This window comes from Pseudomonas sp. GL_139_B, from assembly GCF_057834475.1.
Genome location: NZ_CM174403.1, coordinates 191,279 through 213,037, shown reverse-complemented (window position 1 = coordinate 213,037; position 21,759 = coordinate 191,279). Strand labels below are relative to the sequence as shown.

Below are 21,759 nucleotides of genomic sequence, written 5' to 3'. Positions count from 1 at the left end.
ACCGCATCGCGAGCAAGCTTGCTCCTACAAGAGCCCGGTGTTTTTCAAGAGCTGTTTCAAGGCTTCTTTATCGGCGGCAGTGCCGCTGCCGAGAATCCGCTTGAGCTGCTGTTCAATTTTCCCTAACCCCTCATCAGGCAAATTCAGATGCTCGGGCAAAATCTCGTCGCCGGTGCTCACCAGCAATGCAAAGTGAATGACGTTTTCCAGCTCGCGGGTGTTTCCCGGCCAACTGTGCCGCTCCAGCACAAGCTGCGCGGCCTCACTGATCAACGGCACCGGCAGGTCGAGGCGATGGCTGTAGATGCCGAGGAAGTACTCGGCCAGCGACAGAATATCGCCCACGCGGTCACGCAATGCCGGCAGCTCAAGCTGACCTTCACTGAGGTAGTGATAAAGCCGCTCATGAAATTTACCGGCGGCCACGGCTTGGGCCAGATCAATGCTGGTGGCGGCGACCAGACGCACGTCCACCGGGCTCGGTTGGTGCGCGCCAACACGGGTCACCTCATGGTTTTCCAGCGCCGCGAGCAGCTTGATCTGAATTGGCAGGGGTAAATCACCGATCTCATCCAGATAGAGCGTCCCGCCATTCGCTGAACCGAACCACCCGGCGCGACTGCTCGCCGATCCGCTGAAGCTGCCAGCGGCATAACCGAACAATTCGGCATCGGCGTAAGTCGGACTTATCGCCCCGCAATTGACCGAAACGAACAATCCACCACGATCACTGGCGCGATGGATATGGCGCGCCAGCAATTCCTTGCCGGTGCCGGTTTCGCCGCGGATGAGCACCGAGATCGAACGCGGTGCCAGTTGCTCCAGGTCCTGCCGCAACTGACGCGAGCGCGGATCGACAAACACCAGCGCCTTGGCGCGGATACTCAGGGGGCTCTTTTCTGCATCGGGGAAGGTCAGCAGTGGCTGACCGAAGTGTTCAAGGCTCATGGCAGACTCCCGCCAAAGACCGCCGGGAGACGGGTTGGCGTTTAAAAAAAACAAAAGGTTCAAGCGCGTCGCAGGGCGTTATGTTCCATGCGGTTCTGCAAGCGATAGAGGTAGGCAAAACCCTGCTCCCAACGTTGGTGGCCGGACTTGACGTTGATATGCCCGGCCCCCGACAAAATCCCCGCCTCGGCCCCCCAGTTGCGCGCGAACTCAAGGGCTCGCGGCGCACTCACGGCGCTGTCGTTGTCGGAGCTGACGATCTGGCTCGGGAACGGCAGCAAGTCAGTTGGAATCGGTGCAAAATTACGCAACGCCGGCGCACACGCCGGGCGCTCGACATCCGCTGGCGCGACCAGCAAGGCCCCGCGTACTTGACGCAGAAACTGTACGGGTGCCGTAGCGGCCCAATGGGCGACAGTGATGCAACCCAAGCTATGCGCGATCAGGATCACCGGCGTGTTATCGGCGGCAATCGCCTCGGCCAGCGCCGCAACCCAGTCTTCACGACGCGGTGTCAGCCAGTCCGCCTGCTCCACCCGCGCGCTGTTCGGCAGGTTGTTCTGCCAGTGGCTTTGCCAATGATCGTCTGGCGATCCTTGCCAGCCCGGCACAATCAGGTAGCGAATTGATTCGTTGCGCATGGGGGCGCTCTCCTGCTGCGTGTCTGTTCCTGGTCGAGTATAGGGAGGAGAGTTATATTCGTTAAGGAATAAGAAGCTATTTATTAAGACCAATAAAGAATATAAGACCTATCCCATATCTTTAGCCGATAGGCACTTTTTTCAGGGCAAAAAAAAGGACCGCACCCTGCCAAGGAGACGGCCCCGGAAACTCAAACTCTGTGAAGCGATGATTGATTGAAACGATTATCTAATAAAGGAATATTTAATTACTTTATTAGATCAAAAAAACATATGAAAATTAGCGGCACGCTGACCGCCCAGCCTCTCCCTGCTTGTGCTTTAACGTATCGCCTCATTAGGTCAAATTGATGACGAGCGCCTTTGTCATCGCTTATTTCGAGATTGAGCTTCCGATTTCATCGATCACACCTGAGCGGCACGAACCTCCCGAGGTTGCGCAGCGTCTTTGCGAACAAACCGGTTGGCCCGGCCAAACGTGCCGAAATCATTGAACCGCACGCCCATCTCGCGCATCACTTTGTGCGCCACCGGCACGGTCATCTGGCGGATATAAAACGGTTCCTTCACCACAAAGTGATGGATGCCGTGACTGCTGCCGAAGTTGAAACAGAACGCCTGCAAAGGCCACAGCCACCAGGCGTTCAGCACCTGGCACTGCTGCATCACGTTACCCAATTCCACGTCACCGTAGTAATGCATGTTCGAGCTGATGAAGTGCAGGCAGAACGTACGCAACACGTTCGGGCCGATGATCACCACCGCCGCGATGTCGATCACCTGCATCACCGACAAAGTCGTTGCCGACCACTCGATTGGCGCGCCCATCAAAGTCGCGATGCCATTAGCCGCATGGAAGCTGAGGAACATGTACCACGCGCCCCAATGCACCAGCGCCAGCGGCGCATAGACCTTCAGTGTGCGCTGGATGATGCTGAACTTCTGCGCCCAGGTCTTGGCCCGCAGCATGCGAATGAACGACGACATGATGTTGTCGCCAATCATCAACAGTCGCGCAAAACTCCAAGGTTCGCCGTTGGTGATCGCCCGTTCTTCCATGTCGGCTTCAGTGCCCGAAACCTTGTGGTGATTGAGATGCAGATGGCGGCGGATCCATGGATTGATCGTGCTAGGCCGCGCCAGCCATACCAGCCCCATCATCAGGTTGTGCGGCACGCGCTGTTTACGAAAGTACATGCTGTGTATCAAGTCGTGTTCCAGCTCGTGGGTCAACGAGGCGAAAAACGCGTTGAGCAACAAACACACCCACCAGGCCATGTACCCGGCCATGTACAGCGCCGCCGAACCGATCATCCCGGCCAGGGCGAAGGCTAGAATACCTGCGCCGAGGACGTCCTGATGGTTGAGAATCGGGTAACGTTTGCGCAATTCAACGCCCTTGGCCAGCACCACTTCACGAATATGTGCTGATCGTTGTGCTGCATTCAGTCGTTGGGGACTTGCAGAAGTACCGTGCATGCTTCCATCCTCTGGTTATTGATGTTTGCATCCTGCCTTGCGACCCTTCACAAGGTGGTAGCCATGAACGCCAACCTGTTGACCGGAAGCGCCAATCAGCATGACTGAACCGACCTCCCTCGCCAGCTGGACCCGCGCCCTGCGCAAACAACTCGATGCCCTGGGCCTCGACAGCACCGCCCTGTGCCATCAGGCCGGACTTGATCCGCAATTGATGGACGACCCGAACGCCCGTTACCCGTTGTCGGGCACCACGCGCCTGTGGGAAATCGCCGTGCAGGTCAGTGGCGATCCGGCGATAGGCCTGCGCGTGTCGCGTTTCGTCAGCCCCACCACGTTTCATGCGCTCGGTTATGCGCTGGTGGCCAGCGGCAGTTTGCGCGAAGTGTTCGAGCGTATCGTGCGGTATCACCAGGTGGTCAGCGACGCCCTGGAACTGGAGCTGACCCGCACTGAGGATCGCTACCGCTTTCGTCTGAAAATCCCTGCCGGCAACCCGGCGCCAGCGTTCGAAGCCATCGACGCCTTCACGGCGATCTACGTGCGCACCTGCCGCAATCGCCTCGGTCGCGACTATGCACCGCTGGCGGTGTACCTGCGCCGACCGGAACCGGCCGATGCGCATCAATGGCACAAAGTTTTCCGCTCACCGGTGTATTTTTCGGCCGACGAAGACCGCATGGAGTTTTCTCTGGTGGATTTCGACAGCCACTTGGATGACGCCAATCCGGAACTGGCCGAACACAACGAAACCGTGCTCAAACGCACCCTGGCACAATTGAAACCGCTGACCTGGGAGCGCAAAGTCCGTGACGCCATCGAAGAGCAATTGCCCGAAGGCGAACCCAGCGCCGAACTCATCGCCAAAGCCCTGCACCTGAGCTTGCGCAGCCTGCAACGGCACTTGGCGGACGAAGGTTGTCGGTTCGATACGCTGCTCAATGAAAGCCGCGAAAACCTGGCGCTGCTACACCTGCGTGATCCGCATTGCTCGTTGAGTGAAGTCAGTTACCTGCTGGGGTTTGCCGATACCAGCAGCTTCAGCCGCGCGTTCAAACGCTGGACCGGGATGACGCCGGGGCAGTTTCGAGATGGGTTGCGCTGATCAATTTTTCACGAGACTGCGCGCGACGCCTGATGCCCACTGTTCCATCATCGCTTCGCCAACTGTCGCAAAGACGCTGCGGTCTTTTACGTAAGCAGCCATCTCGGTCATTGCCACCTCCATCCCGTGGGCGACCTGCTGCAACAGCTCATTACAACGGCCCTCCGTCAGGTTGCAGGCCGAACGGCCAAATCGCATCAGCATTTTGTACTTGGGCCATGCTTTTGAACCGCCTAACAGCAACGCCATGCTGTCGGACTTTATGTAAACCGAAGTGGTGACGATGTCGTAGGCCGGAGCGAGGCTGATATGCGCATCCATGCCGCAATGTTCATACAGCACGCCGAAGTTTTTAAGGTGAGCGTCGCCATTCTTCAAGGCTGACGAGAGCGCAACGATCTTGAAAAAAGACTCAAGCGCCTGATTGAGCAATGGCGGAGAGATGAATTCTTTAATCTGCCTCGCGGCACCTTCGTATGAACCATCGTATTTGGCTTTCGACGGCCAGGCATTCAGTACGCAAAAATCCTCGAATCCCAAATAACCTTGCTCATTCAGATCGAAGCGTTCGACTACCAGGAATTTGCCATGCTCGCTGAGCTCGAACTTCGGCACCTCAAGCCCTGAATGTAGCGCTGCTCGCATGCAGAAATACTCGTTGGCTGCGAGTTCAGGGTATTCCTCTGCACGAAAGGATTTGACCAGGTGCGTCGCGCCTCGATGAGTCAGCCGATCGACAGTTGTCGCGCTGTCACGCACCAACACTTTCGGCTGCACGCCGGAAACGCCTGAATATTGGCCGTAAATGTGCAGTAGATCATCGAACAAACCTTGCGCGCCGTCGTGAACCAGGAGGTCCGCGAGACTGGTTTCTGGTGGACGGTCGCTCGTCTCTTGCGCGCCAGCAATTCCCACTCGACCAAGCTGGTACGGGCCAACGATCGACAGCATCGCAAAATCATCGAAGCCCCTGACCGCTTTGCTGAAACGACGAACCAACTCATCGCGCAGAGCCCCCTCTGGCAGGTTCATTTCGAATATCGGCGGTACACCTTGCTCCCACGTATAACTCTCGAGGCGAGCCGGCATGGTCAACGAAACCGAGTTTTCCTCCTGTGCATTTTCGGCGTAGGTAAAAACTGAATCACCACGAGACTGACCACGACCCAAGGTACCGACTGCGGTTGCGGACACACTGATGTGAAGCCGTTCCTTTTCCTGCGGCTCACCCATGGAAGTTGACCTTTTTCAGTGAGTCTAACGTTGGACGCTTCGACTGACGGGGCACGGCAGTGAGCTCGTACCCGAACCCGTTGAGGATCGCCTCAACCTTGCGCAGGCCGATTTCAGAAATGGTGTTGTTTTCGATACCTGAAATTGTGGAACGACTCATGCCGTACTGCTGTGCCAGTGCCTGCTGGGAAAGCTTTTGCTCTTTTCGGAGCGAGCGGATTAGTTCACCAAGGTTTTCCATTTTGCCATCCTGCATCGTATACCGTGCAAAATCCAACTAACTGTGGATATGCATTGTATTTAGTGCAGTTTTAAGGTGAAGTCCAGCTCATTTTTTAACCAGCCGTCCGAGGCGTCACCGCCCACGATCCCGCCGCAACAACTTGCGCACCCGCATCACCAGTTCGCTCACCGCAAACGGCTTGAGCAAATAATCATCTTCATGCAGTTCAAGCCCGCGCAGACGATCCTCAATGCCGTCCTTGGTGGTGAGGAACAGCACGGGCGTGTCGCCGAGCTTGCGAATCTGCTGCTGCAATTGCCAGCCGTTGAGCCCTGGCAGCATCACGTCGAGGATGATCAGTTCGTATTCGCCGGACTCGATGAAGCGCCGGCCGTCCATGCCGTTGAGCGCTACATCCACCGAATAGCTCGCCTCGTTCAGGCCGCTGGCCAGAAGTTTGGCGGTCTCCGGTTCGTCTTCTACTAGCAGTACACGCATGGCACACCTCGATTATCGTCGTCACAGGCTAGGCGCCTTCGTCGACAAAGCCCACCCATAACGTTGCGTTTCAAAAAATTGCCAGTGCTCGTAATCGCCCGGCGTCGACAATTTCGATCTCGCCATACTTGAGATTGAGAATCCCCTGGCCCTGCAAGTCCTTGAGTATTTGATTAGTCGTCTGGCGTGACAGCGACAGCAGCGACGCCAATTGCTCCTGCGGCAATTGCAGCACCCGGCGTGGCGGATCGATTTCGCCGTAGCCTGCGGCGATCATCAGCAAACGATGGGCGAGGCGTGCCGGGGCGGGCATCAGACTCAGCTGTTCGAGATTGATGAAGGTCAGGCGCAACTTGTGGGTCATCAGCAACGCCAGTTGCCGCCAGTACACCGGTTGTTCGTTGAGCAATTTCAGCAGCGCCGCTTGCGGAATCTGCAACAGGGTGCACGTCCCCACGGCGAAGGCGTCGTGGGTACGCGCCTGGCCGTCAAACAGACAGATTTCGCCGAACCAGTGCGGCGGTTCTACCAGACTCAGCAACGCTTCCTTGCCCTGTTCACTGACCGCGCCGATGCGTACCGAGCCTTCAAGCACCGCGTACAACCCGCACGGCGGATCGCCGCGTTTGAACAGCAATTGCCCCGACGACAAACGCCGAATCCTAGCCGCAGCCAGCAGACTATCCTGAAAGGGAACAGGTAGATGACTGAACCATTGCCCCGTCATCAGGCGCGAACGCCAGGCCTGCATATCCATGGAAACTCCTAGAGATTGCCGCCTGTCCGACAGAGCCAAAAGTGAACCCTGGGCATGATCAATCACCCTACAGGAGGAATAACAATGAAAAGCCTCGTTGACCATCTCAGTCAATACGCTGCCTACCACCGCGATCCGCGCAACATCGCCAGCCACTTTATCGGTATTCCGTTGATTATGGTGGCTGTCGCGGTGTTGCTGTCGCGGCCGCAATGGGCGGGCGGCTGGCTGTCACCGGCGGTGTTGGTGTCGCTGGTGTCGGCGTGGTTTTACCTGCGCCTGGAATTACGCCTCGGGGTACTGATGAGCGTATTGCTGGGACTGTCCGTTTGGGCGGGGCAAACACTGGCGCAGCAAAGCACGCTGGTCTGGCTGTCGAGCGGTATCGGGATGTTTGTAGTGGGCTGGGTGATTCAGTTTGTCGGGCATTACTACGAAGGGCGTAAGCCAGCGTTTGTTGATGATGTGAGCGGGCTGATTGTCGGGCCGTTGTTTGTTGTGGTGGAGTTGATGTTTTTGCTGGGGTTGCGGCATGACCTGAAAGGGCAGATCGAGGCGCGGGCTGGGGGTGTACGAATCAATCCGAATCGCGCTGCAGCATAAGACGCCTTCGCGAGCAGGCTCGCTCCCACATTAGATCTATGGCGCACATAGAACCCCTGTGGGAGCGAGCCTGCTCGCGATGCTTTTGCTTTAGATGTTGGCCAGTTTTTGCCAGACCTTGGGCTTGAAGAACAAGGTTTCACCCTTCGCCAGCCCGATCAGGCTGTCGTGATCCTTCACCACTTCCGCTTCGATCAATTCGCTCTGTCCTTCGACCTTCAACGTCACCCGAGTCGTTGCACCCAATGGACGAATATCGCGCACTTCAGCCGCGTGATGATCTTCCAGTTCATGCCGCGACAGCGACACTTCGTGTGGACGGAACAGCACGTGGTTGTCCTCCCCCAGATGCAGTCGATTGGAATCACCGAGGAAGTGATACACAAAATCGCTGGCCGGGTTTTCGTAGACGTCGCCCGGTGAGCCGATCTGCTCGATCACACCCTTGTTCATCACCACAATTCGGTCGGCGACTTCCATCGCCTCTTCCTGGTCGTGGGTCACGAATACCGAGGTCAGGTTGATGTCTTCGTGCAGTCGCGCCAGCCAGCGACGCAGCTCTTTACGGACCTTGGCGTCGAGGGCGCCGAAGGGTTCGTCGAGTAGCAGGACTTTCGGTTCCACCGCCAAGGCGCGAGCCAACGCGATGCGCTGGCGCTGGCCACCGGAGAGTTGTTCCGGATAGCGATCCGACAGCCAGTCCAGCTGCACCATGTTCAACAATTCGTGGACTTTCTCGGCGATCCGGCTTTCGCTTGGGCGCTGGTTTTTCGGCTTCATGCGCAGGCCGAAGGCGACGTTATCGAACACAGTCATGTGGCGAAACAACGCGTAGTGCTGGAACACAAAGCCGACGTTGCGATCACGCACGTCGTGGCCGGATACGTCTTCACCGTGGAACACGATGTTGCCCTGATCCGGAGTTTCCAGACCGGCGATAATCCGCAACAGCGTGGTTTTACCGCAGCCCGAGGGGCCGAGCAGCGCCACGAGTTCGCCGCTTTGAATGTCCAGGCTGATGTTGTCCAGCGCCTTGAACGCGTTGAAATTCTTGCTGACGTTACGCACTTCGATCGACATGAAATCATTCCTCCGCGGCGCTGGCGCGCAGGCGGTTAATACGGTTTTCGCTCCACTGCTTCAGCAGCAGGATGAAGAGCGCCAGGATCAGCAACAGGCTCGCCACGGCGAACGCGGCCACGTGGTTGTATTCGTTGTAGAGGATCTCGACGTGCAACGGCAAGGTGTTGGTCACCCCGCGAATGTGCCCGGAAACCACCGACACCGCACCGAATTCACCCATCGCCCGCGCGGTACACAGCACCACGCCGTAGATCAGGCCCCATTTGATATTGGGAACGGTGACGTGCCAGAACATCTGCCAGCCATTGGCGCCAAGCAGGCGCGCGGCCTCTTCTTCTTGCGTGCCTTGCTCCTGCATCAACGGGATCAGTTCGCGCGCCACGAACGGCACTGTGACGAAAATCGTCGCCAGCACGATGCCCGGCAAGGCGAAGATGATCTGGATGTCGTGATCCTGCAGCCACGGCCCGAAGAAGCCCTGGGCGCCGAACATCAGCACATAGACCAGACCGGCGATCACCGGCGATACCGAGAACGGCAAGTCGATCAACGTGACCAGCATGCTCTTGCCGCGGAACGAGTACTTACTCACGCACCAAGCGGCGCTGACGCCGAACACCAGGTTCAGCGGCACCGAGATCAGCACGGCGAACACCGTTAGTTTCAGCGCGGACAGCGCATCCGGCTCGAAGATCGCGGTGAAGAACGCACCGAGGCCAAGCTTCAGGCCCTGAGACACCACGATGAACAGCGGCAACAGCAGAAACAGAGCAAAAATCAGCCAGCCAAGGCCGATCAGGATTCTTCGCGAGGTGGCACTGCCACGGCGCGCAGCGTTGGCCGAAGAGGCGGCCGCAATAGACGATTGGGACATGGTTCGCGCCTCCTTATGGGGTTTCGATACGACGTTGCAGCAAATTGATCAGCAGCAACAGGACGAAGGAAACCACCAGCATCAGTACACCAATGGAGGTAGCGCCGGTGTAATCGTACTGGTCGAGTTTGACCATGATCAGCAGCGGCAGGATCTCGGTTTTCATCGGCATGTTGCCGGCGATGAAAATCACCGAACCGTACTCGCCGACCCCGCGGGCAAAGGCCAACGCGAACCCCGTCAGCCACGCCGGGAGCAACGCGGGCACCAGAATGTAACGGAAAACCTGCAACGGTTTTGCCCCGAGACACGCCGCCGCTTCCTCCACTTCACGCGGGATATCAGCTAATACTGGCTGTACCGTACGTACTACGAATGGAAGTGTCACAAAAGTGAGGGCAAGGGTAATGCCGAGCGGGGTGTACGCGATCTTGAAACCCAGGTCCGCTGCAAACTGCCCCACCAAACCGGTGGGGGTATACAACGCAGTCAGCGCAATACCCGCCACCGCAGTGGGCAATGCGAAGGGCAAGTCGATCATTGCGTCGATGACTTTGCGTCCGGGGAAGGTGTAGCGCACCAGCACCCAGGCAAGCAGCGTGCCGATGATCCCGTTGATGACCGCAGCATAGAGCGCGGTGCCGAAGCTTAGCTTCATCGCCGCCAGCACCCGCGGCGCCGAGATAATTGCCCAGAACTGATCCCAGGTGAGTTGGGCGGCATGGACGAACATCGCCGCCAGTGGAATAAGCACAATCAGGCTGAGGTACACCAAGGTGTAGCCCAGCGTCAGCCCGAAGCCGGGTATGACGGGGGAAATACGACGCGACATAAAAGTCCTTGGTTGAGAACGCGCAAAGCCCCGACGGTTAAATCGGGGCTCGTTGATGGCTATTTAAGATTACTGCGCCTGGTAAATCTGGTCGAACACGCCACCGTCATTGAAGAATTTCGGTTGCGCGGTTTTCCAGCCGCCGAAGTTCTTGTCGATGGTCACAAGGTCCAGGGTCGGAAACTGCTTGGCGTACTTCGCGGCGACGTCCTTGTCACGTGGACGATAGAAGTTTTTCGCCGCAATTTCCTGGCCGGCCGGGCTGTACAGGTACTTGAGATACGCATCGGCGATCTGCTCGTTGCCCTTTTTCTCGGCGTTCTTGTCAACCACGGCCACCGGTGGCTCGGCAAGGATCGACAGAGAAGGCACGACGATTTCGAACTTGTCGGCACCGCCGTCTTCTTTCAGCGCCAGGAAGGCTTCGTTTTCCCAGGCCAGCAACACGTCTCCCTGACCGTTGTTGACGAAGGTAATGGTCGAACCGCGAGCGCCGGTGTCCAGCACTGGCACGTGCTTGAACAGCGTTTGTACGTATTCCTTGGCCTTGGCTTCGTCACCGCCGTTGGCTTTCAGGCCATAAGCCCAGGCCGCGAGGAAGTTCCAGCGTGCACCGCCGGAGGTCTTCGGGTTCGGGGTGATGACTGCCACATCGTTCTTGATCAGGTCGCCCCAGTCCTTGATGCCTTTAGGGTTGCCCTTGCGCACCAGGAACACGATGGTCGAGGTGTAAGGCGTGCTCGCATCCGGTAGACGCGTCTGCCAGTCGGCCGGCAAGGTCTTCCCGAGCTTGGCGATTTCGTCGATGTCGCCGGCCAGGGCCAGGGTCACAACGTCGGCGCGCAGACCGTCGATCACCGCGCGGGCCTGTTTGCCCGAACCACCGTGGGATTGCTGGATTTTTACGGTGTCACCGGCGTGATCCTTCTGCCAGAGCTTGATGAATTCGGCGTTGTAGTCCTGATACAGCTCACGCGTCGGGTCGTATGACACATTAAGAAGTTCGTAATCCTTGGCAACCGCGGAACCCGCAAAAAGTGCACTGGCCAGGGCGGCCAAAGCGAAATAACGAATCGACGACATGGTGAAAGCTCCTGGAATTCTGATTGTGGTGGCTTTTTTATGGGGCGCTGGTATCGGGTTGCCGGTTGCTTAGCTCGGCTTGTTGCCTGGGTTCTGCAGACGAAATTTCTCTTTGCGTTCGATCTGCACGACCTGGGCGTTATGCACAGTGATCTCCACAGCCCCAAAGCGCAGATCGCGCAATGCGCTCTGGATCTCACGCAAAATGGTTGCTTCGTCCTGGCCATCAACACTACGTAGGGATGCGCTCATGGTGCTGCTCCTTCAACTGAGAGGTTGCCTGGCAGTGGCGGCACTGCTTGCGGCGTGAAACCAATAGTAGAGAGGTGCAGATATTCTTAAAAAGACTATTTAAGAATGTTTATATAACCAGAAAGTATTTTTGGTAGGACATGGGCTTACAGCGGATGTGCTGTGGATCGCGCACTTACCGAATAACCGGCGCACGCATCCAATCCAGTTGCTCAGCCGGCACCGGTCGCCCAAACCAGTAGCCTTGCCCCAGATCGCAGTCATGCTCCAGCAGGAATCCGGCCTGCTCAAGCTGCTCGATTCCCTCGGCATGCACCTGCATTCCCATGCTCTGCGCCAAGGCAATGATCACCCGCACAATGGCCACGTCATCCTCATCACAGGGCAAACCGGCAACAAACCCCTGGTCGATCTTGAGCTTCTGCACTGGCAATCGCTTGAGGCGCAGCAATGACGAATAGCCAGTGCCGAAATCGTCGATGGCCAACCGCACGCCCAACTCACGCAGGCGATGCATCTGCTCCAGCGACTCCTCCGGATCATCCATCACTGCGCTTTCAGTGACTTCCAGTTCCAGATACTTCGGGTCAAGGCCCGTCGCATCAAGCACCCGAGCGACCTGCTGATACAGCTCACGCCGGGCAAACAGTCGCGATGAAACATTCACCGCGACAAACGATAACGCCACGCCCGCCGCTTGCCACTGGCACATTTGCTCACAGGCTTGCCTCAAGACCCACGCATCGATCTCGGCAATCAGCCCGGTACGCTCGGCGACGGGGATAAATTCTGCCGGCGACACCAGCCCGCGCTGCGGATGCGCCCAACGCACCAACGCTTCCACACCTATCAGACGGCTGGTCTTGAGGTCATGCACGGGTTGGTAATGGACGCGCAACTCCTGCTGCTGCAGGGCGCGACGCAATTCAAATGCTATTTCCACGCGCTGTTGGGCATGGGCCGTCAATTCTTCGGTGTAAAGCGCGTAGCCATCGCGCCCGGCACTCTTGGCCTTGAACAACGCTGAGTCGGCGTTGCGCAACATTTGCTCGGCACTCAGGGCATCACTGGGAAATTGACTGATACCGACACTGGCGTTGATAAAAAGTCGATGCCCATCAATATAGAGGGGCTCGCGCAGACCATCGATGACCCGCTGAGCCAGCGTCGCCGCCTGCGCCACTTGCGGACAGCTTTCGGCGAGTACCGCAAACTCGTCACCGCCCAGACGCGCCAGCGTGATTCCTGGACCGAACAGGGCTTTCAAGAGCTCGGCCACGGCTTTTAGCAACTGATCTCCCACGGTGTGCCCAAGACTGTCGTTGATCATCTTGAAGTGATCGAGGTCGATCATCAGCAACGCGCAACTCCGTTTGTGGAGTTGCGCCGACGCCAGCGCCTGTTCGACACGATCGGTGAACAACAGCCGGTTAGGCAAATCGGTCAATGGATCGTGGTGAGCCAGATGCTTGAGCTCATGCTCGGAGTTTTTGATCGCACTGATATCGGAAAACACCGCCACGTAATGACTGTGCCGCCCCTGATCGTCATAAATGATGCGGATGGTTTGCCATTGCGGGTAGATTTCGCCGCTTTTGCGGCGGTTCCAGATTTCCCCGCTCCACTCGCCAGTGCTGTGGAGGGCTGCAAACATCGACTGGTAAAACGACGGTGGATGATGACCGGATTTGAACAGACTGGGTTGTTGGCCCAGCACTTCATCCTGCTGATAACCGGTGATCGCCATGAAGGCCCGGTTCACATGGACAATCCGCCCATTTCGATCGGTGACCAGAACGCCCTCACGCGTGCAGTCGAACACGGCAGCCGCCTGGCGCAAACGTTCCCGGTCGGCATGCCGCTCGCGCAGTTTGGCGTCCAGCCCCAGGCACTGGAACAGCCGAGCCCGGGCAACGAAGATCAAACCGGCGCTGAGCACTACCCAGAAATAACCGTTGATCAGTTGCCATCGTAATAGCTCGGCAGAGCTATCGAAGAAACTGTTCAATAAATAGCCGCTGAACACCATCCAAGCGACTGAAAACAACAGGTAGAGCAGCGCTGCAAGTAAGGCATTGCGATAGGTGGCAGACATTCGGCCGTCCATGTCCCTACGAAAGGTTGGAATTATAGGTTAATGACACATCCAGCCACTCTTATCCGAAACGGCGACTGGTTTTATCCGTGGGCTTAGTGATAATGCAACGGCTGTTTTTTCTTTATCGAGGGCCCTACAGCCTATGTGGTACGAAGGTTTACTCGGCTTGTCGCCTTGGTCACTGGTGGCAGTCACCCTGCTGATGACCCATGTCACGATCATTGGCGTCACGGTCTATTTGCATCGTTACTCAGCCCATCGCTCGCTGGAGCTCAATGCCGGCCTGAAACATTTCTTCCGCTTCTGGCTGTGGCTGACCACGGCACAGAACACCCGCGAGTGGACCGCTATCCACCGCAAGCATCACGCCAAGTGCGAAACCGTCGATGATCCGCACAGCCCTGTCATCAAGGGACTTTCCACTGTTCTGCGCAAAGGCGCCGAGCTGTACCGCGCGGAAGCGGAAAACCCGGAAACCCTGCGTATCTACGGCAAGAACTGCCCTGAAGACTGGATCGAACGTAACCTCTACAGCCGATTCCCGCTGTTGGGCATCGCGATCATGGGCATCATCGACTTGCTGCTATTCGGCACCATCGGTATCACCATCTGGGCCATCCAGATGATGTGGATCCCGGTGTGGGCCGCTGGCGTGGTCAATGGCCTTGGCCATGCCGTCGGCTACCGCAACTTTGAATGTCGCGATGCTGCAACCAATCTGGTGCCCTGGGGCATCCTGATCGGCGGTGAAGAACTGCATAACAACCATCACACCTACCCTAACTCGGCAAAATTGTCGGTGAAGAAGTGGGAGTTCGACCTCGGTTGGGCCTGGATCCAGATCTTCAGTTTTTTCCGTCTGGCCAAGGTCCAGCGGGTTGCACCGATTGCCCACCGGGTTGAAGGCAAAGGTAACCTGGACATGGACACCGCCATGGCAATCCTCAACAACCGCTTTCAGATCATGGCCCAGTACCGCAAATTGGTGATTGCGCCACTGGTCAAACAAGAACTGGAAAAGGTCGATCACTCGGTCCGTCATCAATTTCACCGCGCCAAGCGCCTGCTCTCGCGGGAAACCAGCCTGCTGGACGAAAAACACCACGTTCGCATCCAGGCTATGCTCGAGCACAGTCAGGCGCTGAAGGTAATTTACGAGAAACGCCTGGCCTTGCAGCAGATCTGGGTCAAGACCAGCTCAAATGGTCACGACATGCTCGCCGCTATCAAGGACTGGGTACACGAAGCCGAAGCCAGCGGAATTCAATCCCTGCGCGACTTCGCCGACCAGTTGAAAACCTACTCCCTGCGTCCTTCCGCAGTCTGACGCCGTTGATCGGTGCGCCACGCTAGCGGGCGCACCCTTCGGAACTTAGCTCCAAACCCCCAAATCCCCTATCTCAAAGACACGTCGCCACGCCGGTGGGCTTCGTTTTCGCCGCCTTCGAGCCTCGAGCGGCGCACACCCTTTGAGATTTGCCCCGATGGTCTCCAAACACCTGCAAGACTCATCCTCTCATCTGTTATCCGACACCATTCAAACCTTGATGGCACTGATGCGTGCTCAAAGCGAAGTGGCGCCTGAGTGAACGTGAACAGCTGTTCAGCTGTTCAGCTCGTTGCTGGTGAGCGTCAACGCGGTGCTTGGGGCATTCAATTGGGAAACCCGTCAGGTGCTCTACGTCAGTCCGGCCTATGAGCGGATTTTCGGCCGATCCACTGGCAGTTTGCTGTCCGACTACAACGAATGGCGCGACAGCATTTACCCCGACAACCTGGACTATGCCGAGCGCAGCCTGGAATGCGCGCAACACGAGTTTGCACAAGCACGTAAACAAAGTGCGCCACTGGCATTCATGTTGCTGAACATCGATGACTTCAAAGTGATTAACGACACGTACGGCCACCCGCAAGGTGACACAGTACTGCAACAGAACGCGGAGAGCTGTCGCAGCGCATTGCGGCGTGGGGGTGTTCGGCCGCATCGGCGGTGAAGAGATTGCGGAGGTATTTCTCGGCTGCGCGCCTGACACGGCCATGCAAGTGGCTGAGCGTCTGCAACGGCAGATTCAGCAATTGAGCTTCCGCCATGACGACCAGACCTTCGGTATTACCGTCAGCAAGGGTTTGACCAGCCTCACCGACGAGCCTCGACAGCCTGTTTGCACGCGCGGATGCGGCAGAAAAGATGGCGGCGTGAGAACCGAAAACAATGTCCAAAATTACTGGACCAGATCAGGCTCACTCCTTGTATGTTGACCCTGATTCCAACGAGAGAGGTTACGCTCAAGGATTCATACAACAGCAAGTGCGTTTCTGGGGGAGGCCGATCACTCCTGAAGGCAGGATTTGCTCCTGACCTTGTCTGTAGAGAGGCCCCCCCGCCTCATTGCCCACCACGAAGAGTATCGAGAAGCCGACAAGTCGGACTTCGCATTACAAGGTTGCGGTGGCATGAAGTTCGAGGTCGGGGGAACCGGAAGCAATCTTACCGAAAGTCAGGGAAGTGAAAAGCATGAATACTCATGTCGGCATAGACATTGGTGCCCGTACGTCTGCGATGGGATGGCGACAGAACGGTAAGACATCAGGCCAGTGGGAGATTCAGCACACGTCGAAGGGGCGTAAGGCTGCCGTGACCAAGATGTTGGGCCTCAAACCGCTGAGCGTGATCATGGAGGCCACCGGCATTTACTACCTGGACCTTGCGCTGGAGCTACACGCCGCCGGTTTGCCGGTCTCGGTGATTAATCCCAAAAGCTTCCACAACTTTGCCAAGCTGATGCTGCAAAACAGCAAGACTGATCAGATTGATGCCCAATTGCTGGCCGAATACGGTGAGCGCATGGCGCCTAGACTGTGGGTCCCGCCGACTGCAGATCAACTAATGCTGCGTGCGCTTGGTCGCCATATCAACCGGCTGATTGGTCATCGGACCAGAGCCAAGAATGAGCTGCACGCGCTACAAGCGACACAAACGAGTGTCGAGCTACTGATCGAGGATGAGAAAGATGCGATTGCAGCGCTGGACACACGGATTGATCGTTTGAAGAAGGCGGCACGCGAGGCCATCGCCAAATGCCCGGATCTGAGTTTGCAGTTTCGCTGCATGATGGCTGCTCCCGGCGTGGGAGAAGCCTCGGCTATCGCCGCACTGGCTGAGCTGACGACCTTGCCTGTGACGCTCAAGTCGGCACAGGTCAGCCGTTATGCAGGGCTCGACGTCAGGCTGACCCAGTCAGGCACCAGTGTGAACCGACCAAGTCGAATGTCCAAATGCGGTAACGCGTATTTGCGTGCAGCGATGTTCATGCCGGCGATGACGGCAATTCGCTGTGATGAGAATGTGAAGGCCTTTTACGAGGCGCTGCTAGCTCGCGGCAAGAAGAAAATGCAGGCCATTGGAGCGGTGATGCGCAAATACCTGACCGGGTTATGGGCATGCATGCGTTCTGGAGAAGAATTTAATACGGCCAAGCTTTTTAGCGAAAAACATCTCGCGAAAGCTTGACCGTGAACAGAGTATCTACAGGGGCGTGTGCAAGTCCTATTTTTTGCGTAATCGCATGAGCTCCGGCAAGCCGATCTTGAGCAACCGCGCTGTTCGGCTTTTCGCCAACGCTTCAACGTCGTCGTGGGTCGTCAGGCGCGCCAATTGCGCAGCCATGCTCATCACTAGCGCCTCACGTGAGTAAACCCCACCACCGAGCTGATAGACCGCCGCAATCAGCTCTCGCAGCTCCAGCGGCAGACGCCAACGAGTGCGCAGCGCCGAACCGTAGGCAGCACCGAACTCTGCGAGCGCATCACCCACCTCTTCCCACTCATCCAGCTCACCTCCAGCCTGCTTCCACTCCTGCAAACAGCGCAGCAAAGCCAGGTCGCCAAGACGATGCAGCATGCCTGCGCAGTAACAGCGCTCTTGGTCTAGATCCAGCAAACGCGCCAGTGTGCGGGCGTACTCGGCGGTGTGCAGCGACAGCTCCCAATAACGCTCGGCATAATCCGCCAGTAGTGGATCTTCTAGCCGAGCACTACGCTTGAGCGCCAACCCCAGAATCAGGTTCATGCTTTGCCCGGAACCCAAACGATGCAAGGCCTGAGACAGGGTCTGCACGGGGTCGCCAATGTGATGCCCCGCGCTGTTCGCGGCGGCGACCAGCACAGCAGTAATCTGCGGATCGGTGCGAATTTCGTCTTCCAGCCGCTTCAGATCAAGACCGCTGGGATTGAGGCTACGTTGAACCGCGATCTGCACGTCAGTCATCAACGGCGCACCATCTGTCAGTTCGCGACGACGTTCCAAATACACCGATAACGTCATGCCCGGCGCCAACGTCGGCACCTCGCAGGACACTTCTTCACCCGCGTTCAGCAGCAAGTCCTGCAAACGCTGGGTCAGGTTTCCCATATTCAGGGGTTTGGTCAGGTACGCCGTGGGCGCCAGAGGTAAAGCCTCGCGCACGCTGGCACTGTCGTTGCGACTGCTCATCAGAATGAAAGGCAGCGGTGGATTGCGCCTGCGTTGACGCACGTTACGCAAAACATTCAAGCCATCGACACCGGGCAACTCCCAGTCGACGATCGCCAAGTCGTAAGGAACCTCCGCCAGTCTGTCTATTGCCTCCTGGCCATCGGCGCACAGGTCCAGCCGTGCGTCGCAGCGCACACTCAACAACACCTGCTTGAGCAAGTCTCGGGACCAGGGGTCGGCCTCGGCAATCAGCACTCTCGGTGCAGCGGGTAAATCAACGACAGTCATGCAGCACGCTCCCTCGCAATGCTTGAACCTTAACCAACACTGGCGAATCGATACAGAACAATTGGCCTCAATGTGCTTCAAGAGACGTAAAAAAACCCGCCGAAGCGGGTTTTTTGTCGATCAGCTCACAAATCAATCAGAGCTCGGAGAAGCACTCTTCGATGATCGCCAGGCCTTTGTCCAGTTGCTCGTCCGGCGAAGTCAGCGGTACCAAGACACGCAGAACGTTGCCATAGGTGCCGCAGGACAGCAGGATCAGGCCCTTGTCGCGAGCCTTCGCCACAACCGACGCTACCGCAGCAGCGTTTGGCTTGTGGCTGTCGCCGCTTTCAAACAGCTCGACAGCGATCATCGCGCCCAGGGCACGGACTTCGCCAATCACTGGGTACTTGGCCTGGATAGCCTTGAGGCCAGTGACCAGACGCTCACCGACGGCCTTGCAGCGGTCCAGCAGGTGCTCTTCTTCGAACACTTCCATCACGGCCAGGGCAGCGGCGCAAGCAATCGGGCTACCGGCGTAAGTGCCGCCCAGGCCGCCTGGAGCGATGGCGTCCATGTATTCGGCCTTGCCGCACACACCGGCCAACGGGAAGCCGCCAGCGATGGATTTGGCAAAGGTGGTCAGGTCGGCGGACACGCCCATCTGTTCCATGGCAAAGAAGGTGCCGGTACGGCCAGCGCCGGTTTGCACTTCGTCAGCGATCAACAGGATGCCGTGCTGGTCGCACAGGGCGCGCAGACGCTTCATGAACTCTTTAGGCGCGACGTAGAAACCGCCTTCGCCCTGAACCGGTTCGATGATGATGGCAGCGATGTCACGCGGCTCAGCGTCGTTCTTGAAGATGCGTTCGATGCTGGCGATCGAGTCGTCGACGCTCACACCGTGCAGTTCATTCGGGTACAGCGCGCGGAATACACCGCCGGGCATCAGGCCCATGCCGGCCGAGTAAGGAACGACTTTACCGGTCAGGCCCAGAGTCATCATGGTGCGACCGTGGTAAGCGCCGGTGAAGGCGATCACGCCGGCGCGGCCAGTGGCGGCACGAGCGATTTTCACGGCGTTTTCTACCGCTTCGGAACCCGTGGTGACCAGCAAGGTTTTCTTCTCGAAATCACCTGGCACCTTGGCGTTGATTTTTTCGCACACTTCTACGTACGGTTCGTAAGCCAATACCTGGAAGCAAGTGTGGGTCAGCTTGTTCAGCTGCTCGGTCACGGCAGCGATGATTTTCGGGTGCACGTGACCGGTGTTCAGCACAGCGATACCGCCGGCGAAGTCGATGAACTCGCGACCTTCAACGTCAGTCACGGTGGCGTTCTTTGCGGACTCGGCGAAGATCGGGTGAATCTGGCCAACACCACGTGGTACAGCGGCTTCGCGGCGTTTCATCAGGGATGCGTTAGTCTTGCTCATAAAGTCCTCATTCGCCGCTCATCGGGCGGCGTGGCTCAAGGAAAATGCAGCGGGGAGGCAACTACGGCAGCATGCGATGATCGACTGCCACAGCTTTCCCGGCCACAGAGAAAATTCCGGTTGAAGCACGCAAAGGGACAGCGCTCTCGTGCCCTTTGCGTTTGAAGCAAAATGCCTAGCCGGGCTTAGATGCCCAGGCAGAGGTATTTGATTTCCAGGTAATCTTCGATGCCGTACTTGGAGCCTTCACGGCCCAGGCCCGACGCCTTGATGCCACCGAATGGCGCGACTTCGTTGGAGATCAACCCAGTGTTGACGCCGACCATGCCGTATTCCAGGGCTTCAGCCACACGGAACACACGGCCCAGGTCACGAGCATAGAAGTACGAGGCCAGACCGAACTCGGTGTCGTTGGACATCGCGATCACTTCGGCTTCGTCTTTGAAGCGGAACAGCGGTGCCAATGGACCGAAGGTTTCTTCCTTGGCCACGGCAGCGTTCTTTGGAACGTTGGTCAGAATGGTTGGCTCAAAGAAGTTGCCTTCCATAACCTTGCCACCGGCCAGAACGGTTGCGCCTTTGCTGATCGCGTCAGCAATGTGCTCTTGAACCTTGGCCACGGCTTTTTCGTCGATCAGCGGGCCCGTGGTAGTGCCTTCTTCCAGACCGTTGCCGATCTTGAGTTTGGCCACAGCTACTTTCAGCTTCTCGGCGAACGCGTCGTAGACCGAATCCTGAATGTACAGGCGGTTGGCGCAGACGCAGGTCTGGCCGTTGTTGCGGTACTTGGAAATGATCGCGCCTTCTACGGCCTTATCCAGGTCCGCGTCGTCGAACACGATGAACGGCGCGTTGCCGCCCAGTTCCAGGGACACTTTCTTGATGTCCTTCGCGCATTCAGCCATCAACTGGCGACCGATTTCGGTCGAGCCGGTGAAGGACAGTTTGCGAACGATCGGGTTGCTGGTCAGCTCGCTGCCGATGTCGCCGGCGCTGCCGGAAACAACGCTGAACACGCCTTTCGGGATACCAGCACGTTGAGCCAGTTCAGCCAGGGCGAACGCGGAGAACGGAGTTTGCGAAGCAGGCTTGAGCACCATGGTGCAACCGGCAGCCAGGGCTGGGCCGGCTTTACGGGTGATCATCGCGGCCGGGAAGTTCCACGGAGTAATGGCAGCGGTCACGCCGATTGGCTGCTTGATCACGATCAGGCGCTTGTCTGGCTGGTGGCCCGGAATCACGTCACCGTAGACGCGCTTGGCTTCTTCGGCGAACCATTCGATGAAGGATGCGGCGTAAACGATTTCGCCCTTGGCTTCGGCCAATGGCTTGCCCTGCTCGAGGGTCATCAGGCGAGCCAGGTCGTCCTGGTTTTCGATGATCAGCTCGAACCAGCGACGCAGCTTGTTCGCGCGGTCCTTGGCGGTCAGTGCACGCCAGGCCGGCAGCGCTTTGTCAGCGGCTTCGATCGCACGACGGGTTTCGACAGCGCCCATTTTGGGCACAGTGCCCAGAATTTCGCCCGTTGCCGGGTTGTTCACTTTGATCGTCTGACCATTGTCTGCATCGACCCACGCGCCATCGATGAAGGCTTGTTGGCGGAACAACTGGGTGTCTTTAAGCTGCATGTCGGCTTTCCTTAACAGCACCGCGGCAGGCGCGGAGCAAATTATGATTGTAGAAAGGCGCCCTATAGGCTGCCGTCAGGGAAATCATTCACTGGGCTGAAGCACATAAATAGCGCACTGATTGATACCGTACGGTTCAGCACCCAGACAAGAGCGTTTGAAATCTCAAACGAATCCTAGGATCAAAGGGGCTAAAGGACAATAGGCTGTTCGAAAAAAAGAACGAAAACGCCGCATTTGCGTTAT

The 21,759-nt window shown here is 57.5% G+C and carries 20 protein-coding genes and 1 pseudogene; 5 read left to right on the top strand and 16 right to left on the bottom strand.

All coding sequences use genetic code 11. From position 1 onward, the window contains the following. Positions 1-24: 24 nt before the first annotated feature. From AC3ISI_RS00950 to AC3ISI_RS00940, 3 genes are all read right to left on the bottom strand, one after another. A complete protein-coding gene (locus tag AC3ISI_RS00950) occupies positions 25-948 on the bottom strand; it encodes a sigma 54-interacting transcriptional regulator (RefSeq protein WP_489335059.1) in 924 nt (307 codons plus the stop codon). Between the two features lie 59 nt (positions 949-1,007). Then, entirely contained in the window at positions 1,008-1,589 is a 582-nt protein-coding gene (locus AC3ISI_RS00945) for an alpha/beta hydrolase (protein ID WP_489335058.1), read from the bottom strand. Positions 1,590-1,994: 405 nt separating this feature from the next. Beyond that, positions 1,995-3,068 carry a fatty acid desaturase gene (locus AC3ISI_RS00940; RefSeq protein ID WP_489335057.1) on the bottom strand — a complete coding sequence of 358 codons (1,074 nt, stop codon included), beginning with the start codon at positions 3,066-3,068 and terminating at the stop codon, positions 1,995-1,997. A gap of 100 nt (positions 3,069-3,168) precedes the next feature. Between AC3ISI_RS00940 and AC3ISI_RS00935 the strand changes: the two genes are divergently transcribed. Beyond that, the gene (locus AC3ISI_RS00935) at positions 3,169-4,173 is read left to right on the top strand and encodes an AraC family transcriptional regulator (protein ID WP_489335056.1); all 1,005 of its coding nucleotides are present in this window, start codon (positions 3,169-3,171) and stop codon (positions 4,171-4,173) included. Here the strand turns inward: AC3ISI_RS00935 and AC3ISI_RS00930 are convergent, their stop codons facing one another. From AC3ISI_RS00930 to AC3ISI_RS00915, 4 genes are all read right to left on the bottom strand, one after another. Beyond that, a complete protein-coding gene (locus AC3ISI_RS00930) occupies positions 4,174-5,406 on the bottom strand; it encodes a type II toxin-antitoxin system HipA family toxin (protein ID WP_489335055.1) in 1,233 nt (410 codons plus the stop codon). Continuing rightward, positions 5,399-5,647, bottom strand: a complete 249-nt coding sequence (locus tag AC3ISI_RS00925) for a helix-turn-helix domain-containing protein (protein WP_452628906.1) — start codon at positions 5,645-5,647, stop codon at positions 5,399-5,401. Before AC3ISI_RS00925 ends, AC3ISI_RS00930 begins: the two co-directional genes overlap by 8 nt. 114 nt (positions 5,648-5,761) lie before the next feature. Further along, positions 5,762-6,127: a response regulator gene (locus AC3ISI_RS00920; RefSeq protein WP_489335054.1), complete on the bottom strand. Its 366-nt coding sequence runs from the start codon at positions 6,125-6,127 to the stop codon at positions 5,762-5,764. A 70-nt stretch (positions 6,128-6,197) separates the two neighbouring features. After that, positions 6,198-6,884: a Crp/Fnr family transcriptional regulator gene (locus AC3ISI_RS00915; RefSeq protein WP_489335053.1), complete on the bottom strand. Its 687-nt coding sequence runs from the start codon at positions 6,882-6,884 to the stop codon at positions 6,198-6,200. Between the two features lie 84 nt (positions 6,885-6,968). On the opposite strand from AC3ISI_RS00915, the gene AC3ISI_RS00910 reads away from it, so the two are divergent. Further along, positions 6,969-7,487, top strand: coding sequence for an Mpo1 family 2-hydroxy fatty acid dioxygenase (locus AC3ISI_RS00910; protein WP_489335052.1), 519 nt, complete (start codon positions 6,969-6,971; stop codon positions 7,485-7,487). Between the two features lie 90 nt (positions 7,488-7,577). Here the strand turns inward: AC3ISI_RS00910 and AC3ISI_RS00905 are convergent, their stop codons facing one another. From AC3ISI_RS00905 to dibA, 6 genes are all read right to left on the bottom strand, one after another. Then, entirely contained in the window at positions 7,578-8,567 is a 990-nt protein-coding gene (locus AC3ISI_RS00905; RefSeq protein WP_489335051.1) for a sulfate/molybdate ABC transporter ATP-binding protein, read from the bottom strand. Between the two features lie 4 nt (positions 8,568-8,571). Continuing rightward, a complete protein-coding gene (cysW, locus tag AC3ISI_RS00900) occupies positions 8,572-9,444 on the bottom strand; it encodes a sulfate ABC transporter permease subunit CysW (RefSeq protein WP_489335050.1) in 873 nt (290 codons plus the stop codon). Between the two features lie 13 nt (positions 9,445-9,457). Then, positions 9,458-10,276, bottom strand: a complete 819-nt coding sequence (cysT, locus tag AC3ISI_RS00895) for a sulfate ABC transporter permease subunit CysT (protein ID WP_489335049.1) — start codon at positions 10,274-10,276, stop codon at positions 9,458-9,460. Positions 10,277-10,345: 69 nt separating this feature from the next. Then, positions 10,346-11,359: a sulfate ABC transporter substrate-binding protein gene (locus tag AC3ISI_RS00890; protein WP_489335048.1), complete on the bottom strand. Its 1,014-nt coding sequence runs from the start codon at positions 11,357-11,359 to the stop codon at positions 10,346-10,348. Between the two features lie 69 nt (positions 11,360-11,428). Then, positions 11,429-11,611: a sulfur starvation response protein OscA gene (gene oscA / locus AC3ISI_RS00885; RefSeq protein ID WP_007941032.1), complete on the bottom strand. Its 183-nt coding sequence runs from the start codon at positions 11,609-11,611 to the stop codon at positions 11,429-11,431. Between the two features lie 175 nt (positions 11,612-11,786). After that, positions 11,787-13,706 (bottom strand): phosphodiesterase DibA, encoded by a 1,920-nt coding sequence (gene dibA / locus AC3ISI_RS00880; protein WP_489335047.1) that lies wholly within the window; start codon positions 13,704-13,706, stop codon positions 11,787-11,789. A 145-nt stretch (positions 13,707-13,851) separates the two neighbouring features. Here dibA and desA point away from each other — a divergent pair, with 145 nt between their 5' ends. The 3 genes and pseudogenes from desA to AC3ISI_RS00865 all read left to right on the top strand — a co-directional run bounded on the left by desA (position 13,852) and on the right by AC3ISI_RS00865 (position 17,220). After that, a complete protein-coding gene (gene desA, locus AC3ISI_RS00875) occupies positions 13,852-15,036 on the top strand; it encodes a delta-9 fatty acid desaturase DesA (RefSeq protein WP_489335046.1) in 1,185 nt (394 codons plus the stop codon). Between the two features lie 157 nt (positions 15,037-15,193). Next, positions 15,194-15,909, top strand: a pseudogene (locus AC3ISI_RS00870) (sensor domain-containing diguanylate cyclase). Between the two features lie 315 nt (positions 15,910-16,224). Beyond that, positions 16,225-17,220 carry an IS110 family RNA-guided transposase gene (locus AC3ISI_RS00865; RefSeq protein WP_489333713.1) on the top strand — a complete coding sequence of 332 codons (996 nt, stop codon included), beginning with the start codon at positions 16,225-16,227 and terminating at the stop codon, positions 17,218-17,220. Positions 17,221-17,256: 36 nt separating this feature from the next. Here the strand turns inward: AC3ISI_RS00865 and AC3ISI_RS00860 are convergent, their stop codons facing one another. The 3 genes from AC3ISI_RS00860 to gabD all read right to left on the bottom strand — a co-directional run bounded on the left by AC3ISI_RS00860 (position 17,257) and on the right by gabD (position 21,513). Continuing rightward, entirely contained in the window at positions 17,257-18,471 is a 1,215-nt protein-coding gene (locus AC3ISI_RS00860) for an HDOD domain-containing protein (RefSeq protein WP_489335045.1), read from the bottom strand. 136 nt (positions 18,472-18,607) lie between these two features. Further along, positions 18,608-19,885: a 4-aminobutyrate--2-oxoglutarate transaminase gene (gabT, locus tag AC3ISI_RS00855; RefSeq protein ID WP_489335043.1), complete on the bottom strand. Its 1,278-nt coding sequence runs from the start codon at positions 19,883-19,885 to the stop codon at positions 18,608-18,610. Between the two features lie 185 nt (positions 19,886-20,070). Beyond that, positions 20,071-21,513 (bottom strand): NADP-dependent succinate-semialdehyde dehydrogenase, encoded by a 1,443-nt coding sequence (gene gabD / locus AC3ISI_RS00850; protein ID WP_489335042.1) that lies wholly within the window; start codon positions 21,511-21,513, stop codon positions 20,071-20,073. Positions 21,514-21,759: the final 246 nt, after the last annotated feature.

What these genes read in the sequence shown, in the direction of transcription:
- AC3ISI_RS00950 (WP_489335059.1), bottom strand. Translation starts at nt 948, where the DNA reads ATGAGCCTTGAACACTTCGGTCAGCCACTGCTGACCTTCCCCGATGCA.
- AC3ISI_RS00945 (WP_489335058.1), bottom strand. Translation starts at nt 1,589, where the DNA reads ATGCGCAACGAATCAATTCGCTACCTGATTGTGCCGGGCTGGCAAGGA.
- AC3ISI_RS00940 (WP_489335057.1), bottom strand. Translation starts at nt 3,068, where the DNA reads ATGCACGGTACTTCTGCAAGTCCCCAACGACTGAATGCAGCACAACGA.
- AC3ISI_RS00935 (WP_489335056.1), top strand. Translation starts at nt 3,169, where the DNA reads ATGACTGAACCGACCTCCCTCGCCAGCTGGACCCGCGCCCTGCGCAAA.
- AC3ISI_RS00930 (WP_489335055.1), bottom strand. Translation starts at nt 5,406, where the DNA reads ATGGGTGAGCCGCAGGAAAAGGAACGGCTTCACATCAGTGTGTCCGCA.
- AC3ISI_RS00925 (WP_452628906.1), bottom strand. Translation starts at nt 5,647, where the DNA reads ATGGAAAACCTTGGTGAACTAATCCGCTCGCTCCGAAAAGAGCAAAAG.
- AC3ISI_RS00920 (WP_489335054.1), bottom strand. Translation starts at nt 6,127, where the DNA reads ATGCGTGTACTGCTAGTAGAAGACGAACCGGAGACCGCCAAACTTCTG.
- AC3ISI_RS00915 (WP_489335053.1), bottom strand. Translation starts at nt 6,884, where the DNA reads ATGGATATGCAGGCCTGGCGTTCGCGCCTGATGACGGGGCAATGGTTC.
- AC3ISI_RS00910 (WP_489335052.1), top strand. Translation starts at nt 6,969, where the DNA reads ATGAAAAGCCTCGTTGACCATCTCAGTCAATACGCTGCCTACCACCGC.
- AC3ISI_RS00905 (WP_489335051.1), bottom strand. Translation starts at nt 8,567, where the DNA reads ATGTCGATCGAAGTGCGTAACGTCAGCAAGAATTTCAACGCGTTCAAG.
- cysW (WP_489335050.1), bottom strand. Translation starts at nt 9,444, where the DNA reads ATGTCCCAATCGTCTATTGCGGCCGCCTCTTCGGCCAACGCTGCGCGC.
- cysT (WP_489335049.1), bottom strand. Translation starts at nt 10,276, where the DNA reads ATGTCGCGTCGTATTTCCCCCGTCATACCCGGCTTCGGGCTGACGCTG.
- AC3ISI_RS00890 (WP_489335048.1), bottom strand. Translation starts at nt 11,359, where the DNA reads ATGTCGTCGATTCGTTATTTCGCTTTGGCCGCCCTGGCCAGTGCACTT.
- oscA (WP_007941032.1), bottom strand. Translation starts at nt 11,611, where the DNA reads ATGAGCGCATCCCTACGTAGTGTTGATGGCCAGGACGAAGCAACCATT.
- dibA (WP_489335047.1), bottom strand. Translation starts at nt 13,706, where the DNA reads ATGTCTGCCACCTATCGCAATGCCTTACTTGCAGCGCTGCTCTACCTG.
- desA (WP_489335046.1), top strand. Translation starts at nt 13,852, where the DNA reads ATGTGGTACGAAGGTTTACTCGGCTTGTCGCCTTGGTCACTGGTGGCA.
- AC3ISI_RS00865 (WP_489333713.1), top strand. Translation starts at nt 16,225, where the DNA reads ATGAATACTCATGTCGGCATAGACATTGGTGCCCGTACGTCTGCGATG.
- AC3ISI_RS00860 (WP_489335045.1), bottom strand. Translation starts at nt 18,471, where the DNA reads ATGACTGTCGTTGATTTACCCGCTGCACCGAGAGTGCTGATTGCCGAG.
- gabT (WP_489335043.1), bottom strand. Translation starts at nt 19,885, where the DNA reads ATGAGCAAGACTAACGCATCCCTGATGAAACGCCGCGAAGCCGCTGTA.
- gabD (WP_489335042.1), bottom strand. Translation starts at nt 21,513, where the DNA reads ATGCAGCTTAAAGACACCCAGTTGTTCCGCCAACAAGCCTTCATCGAT.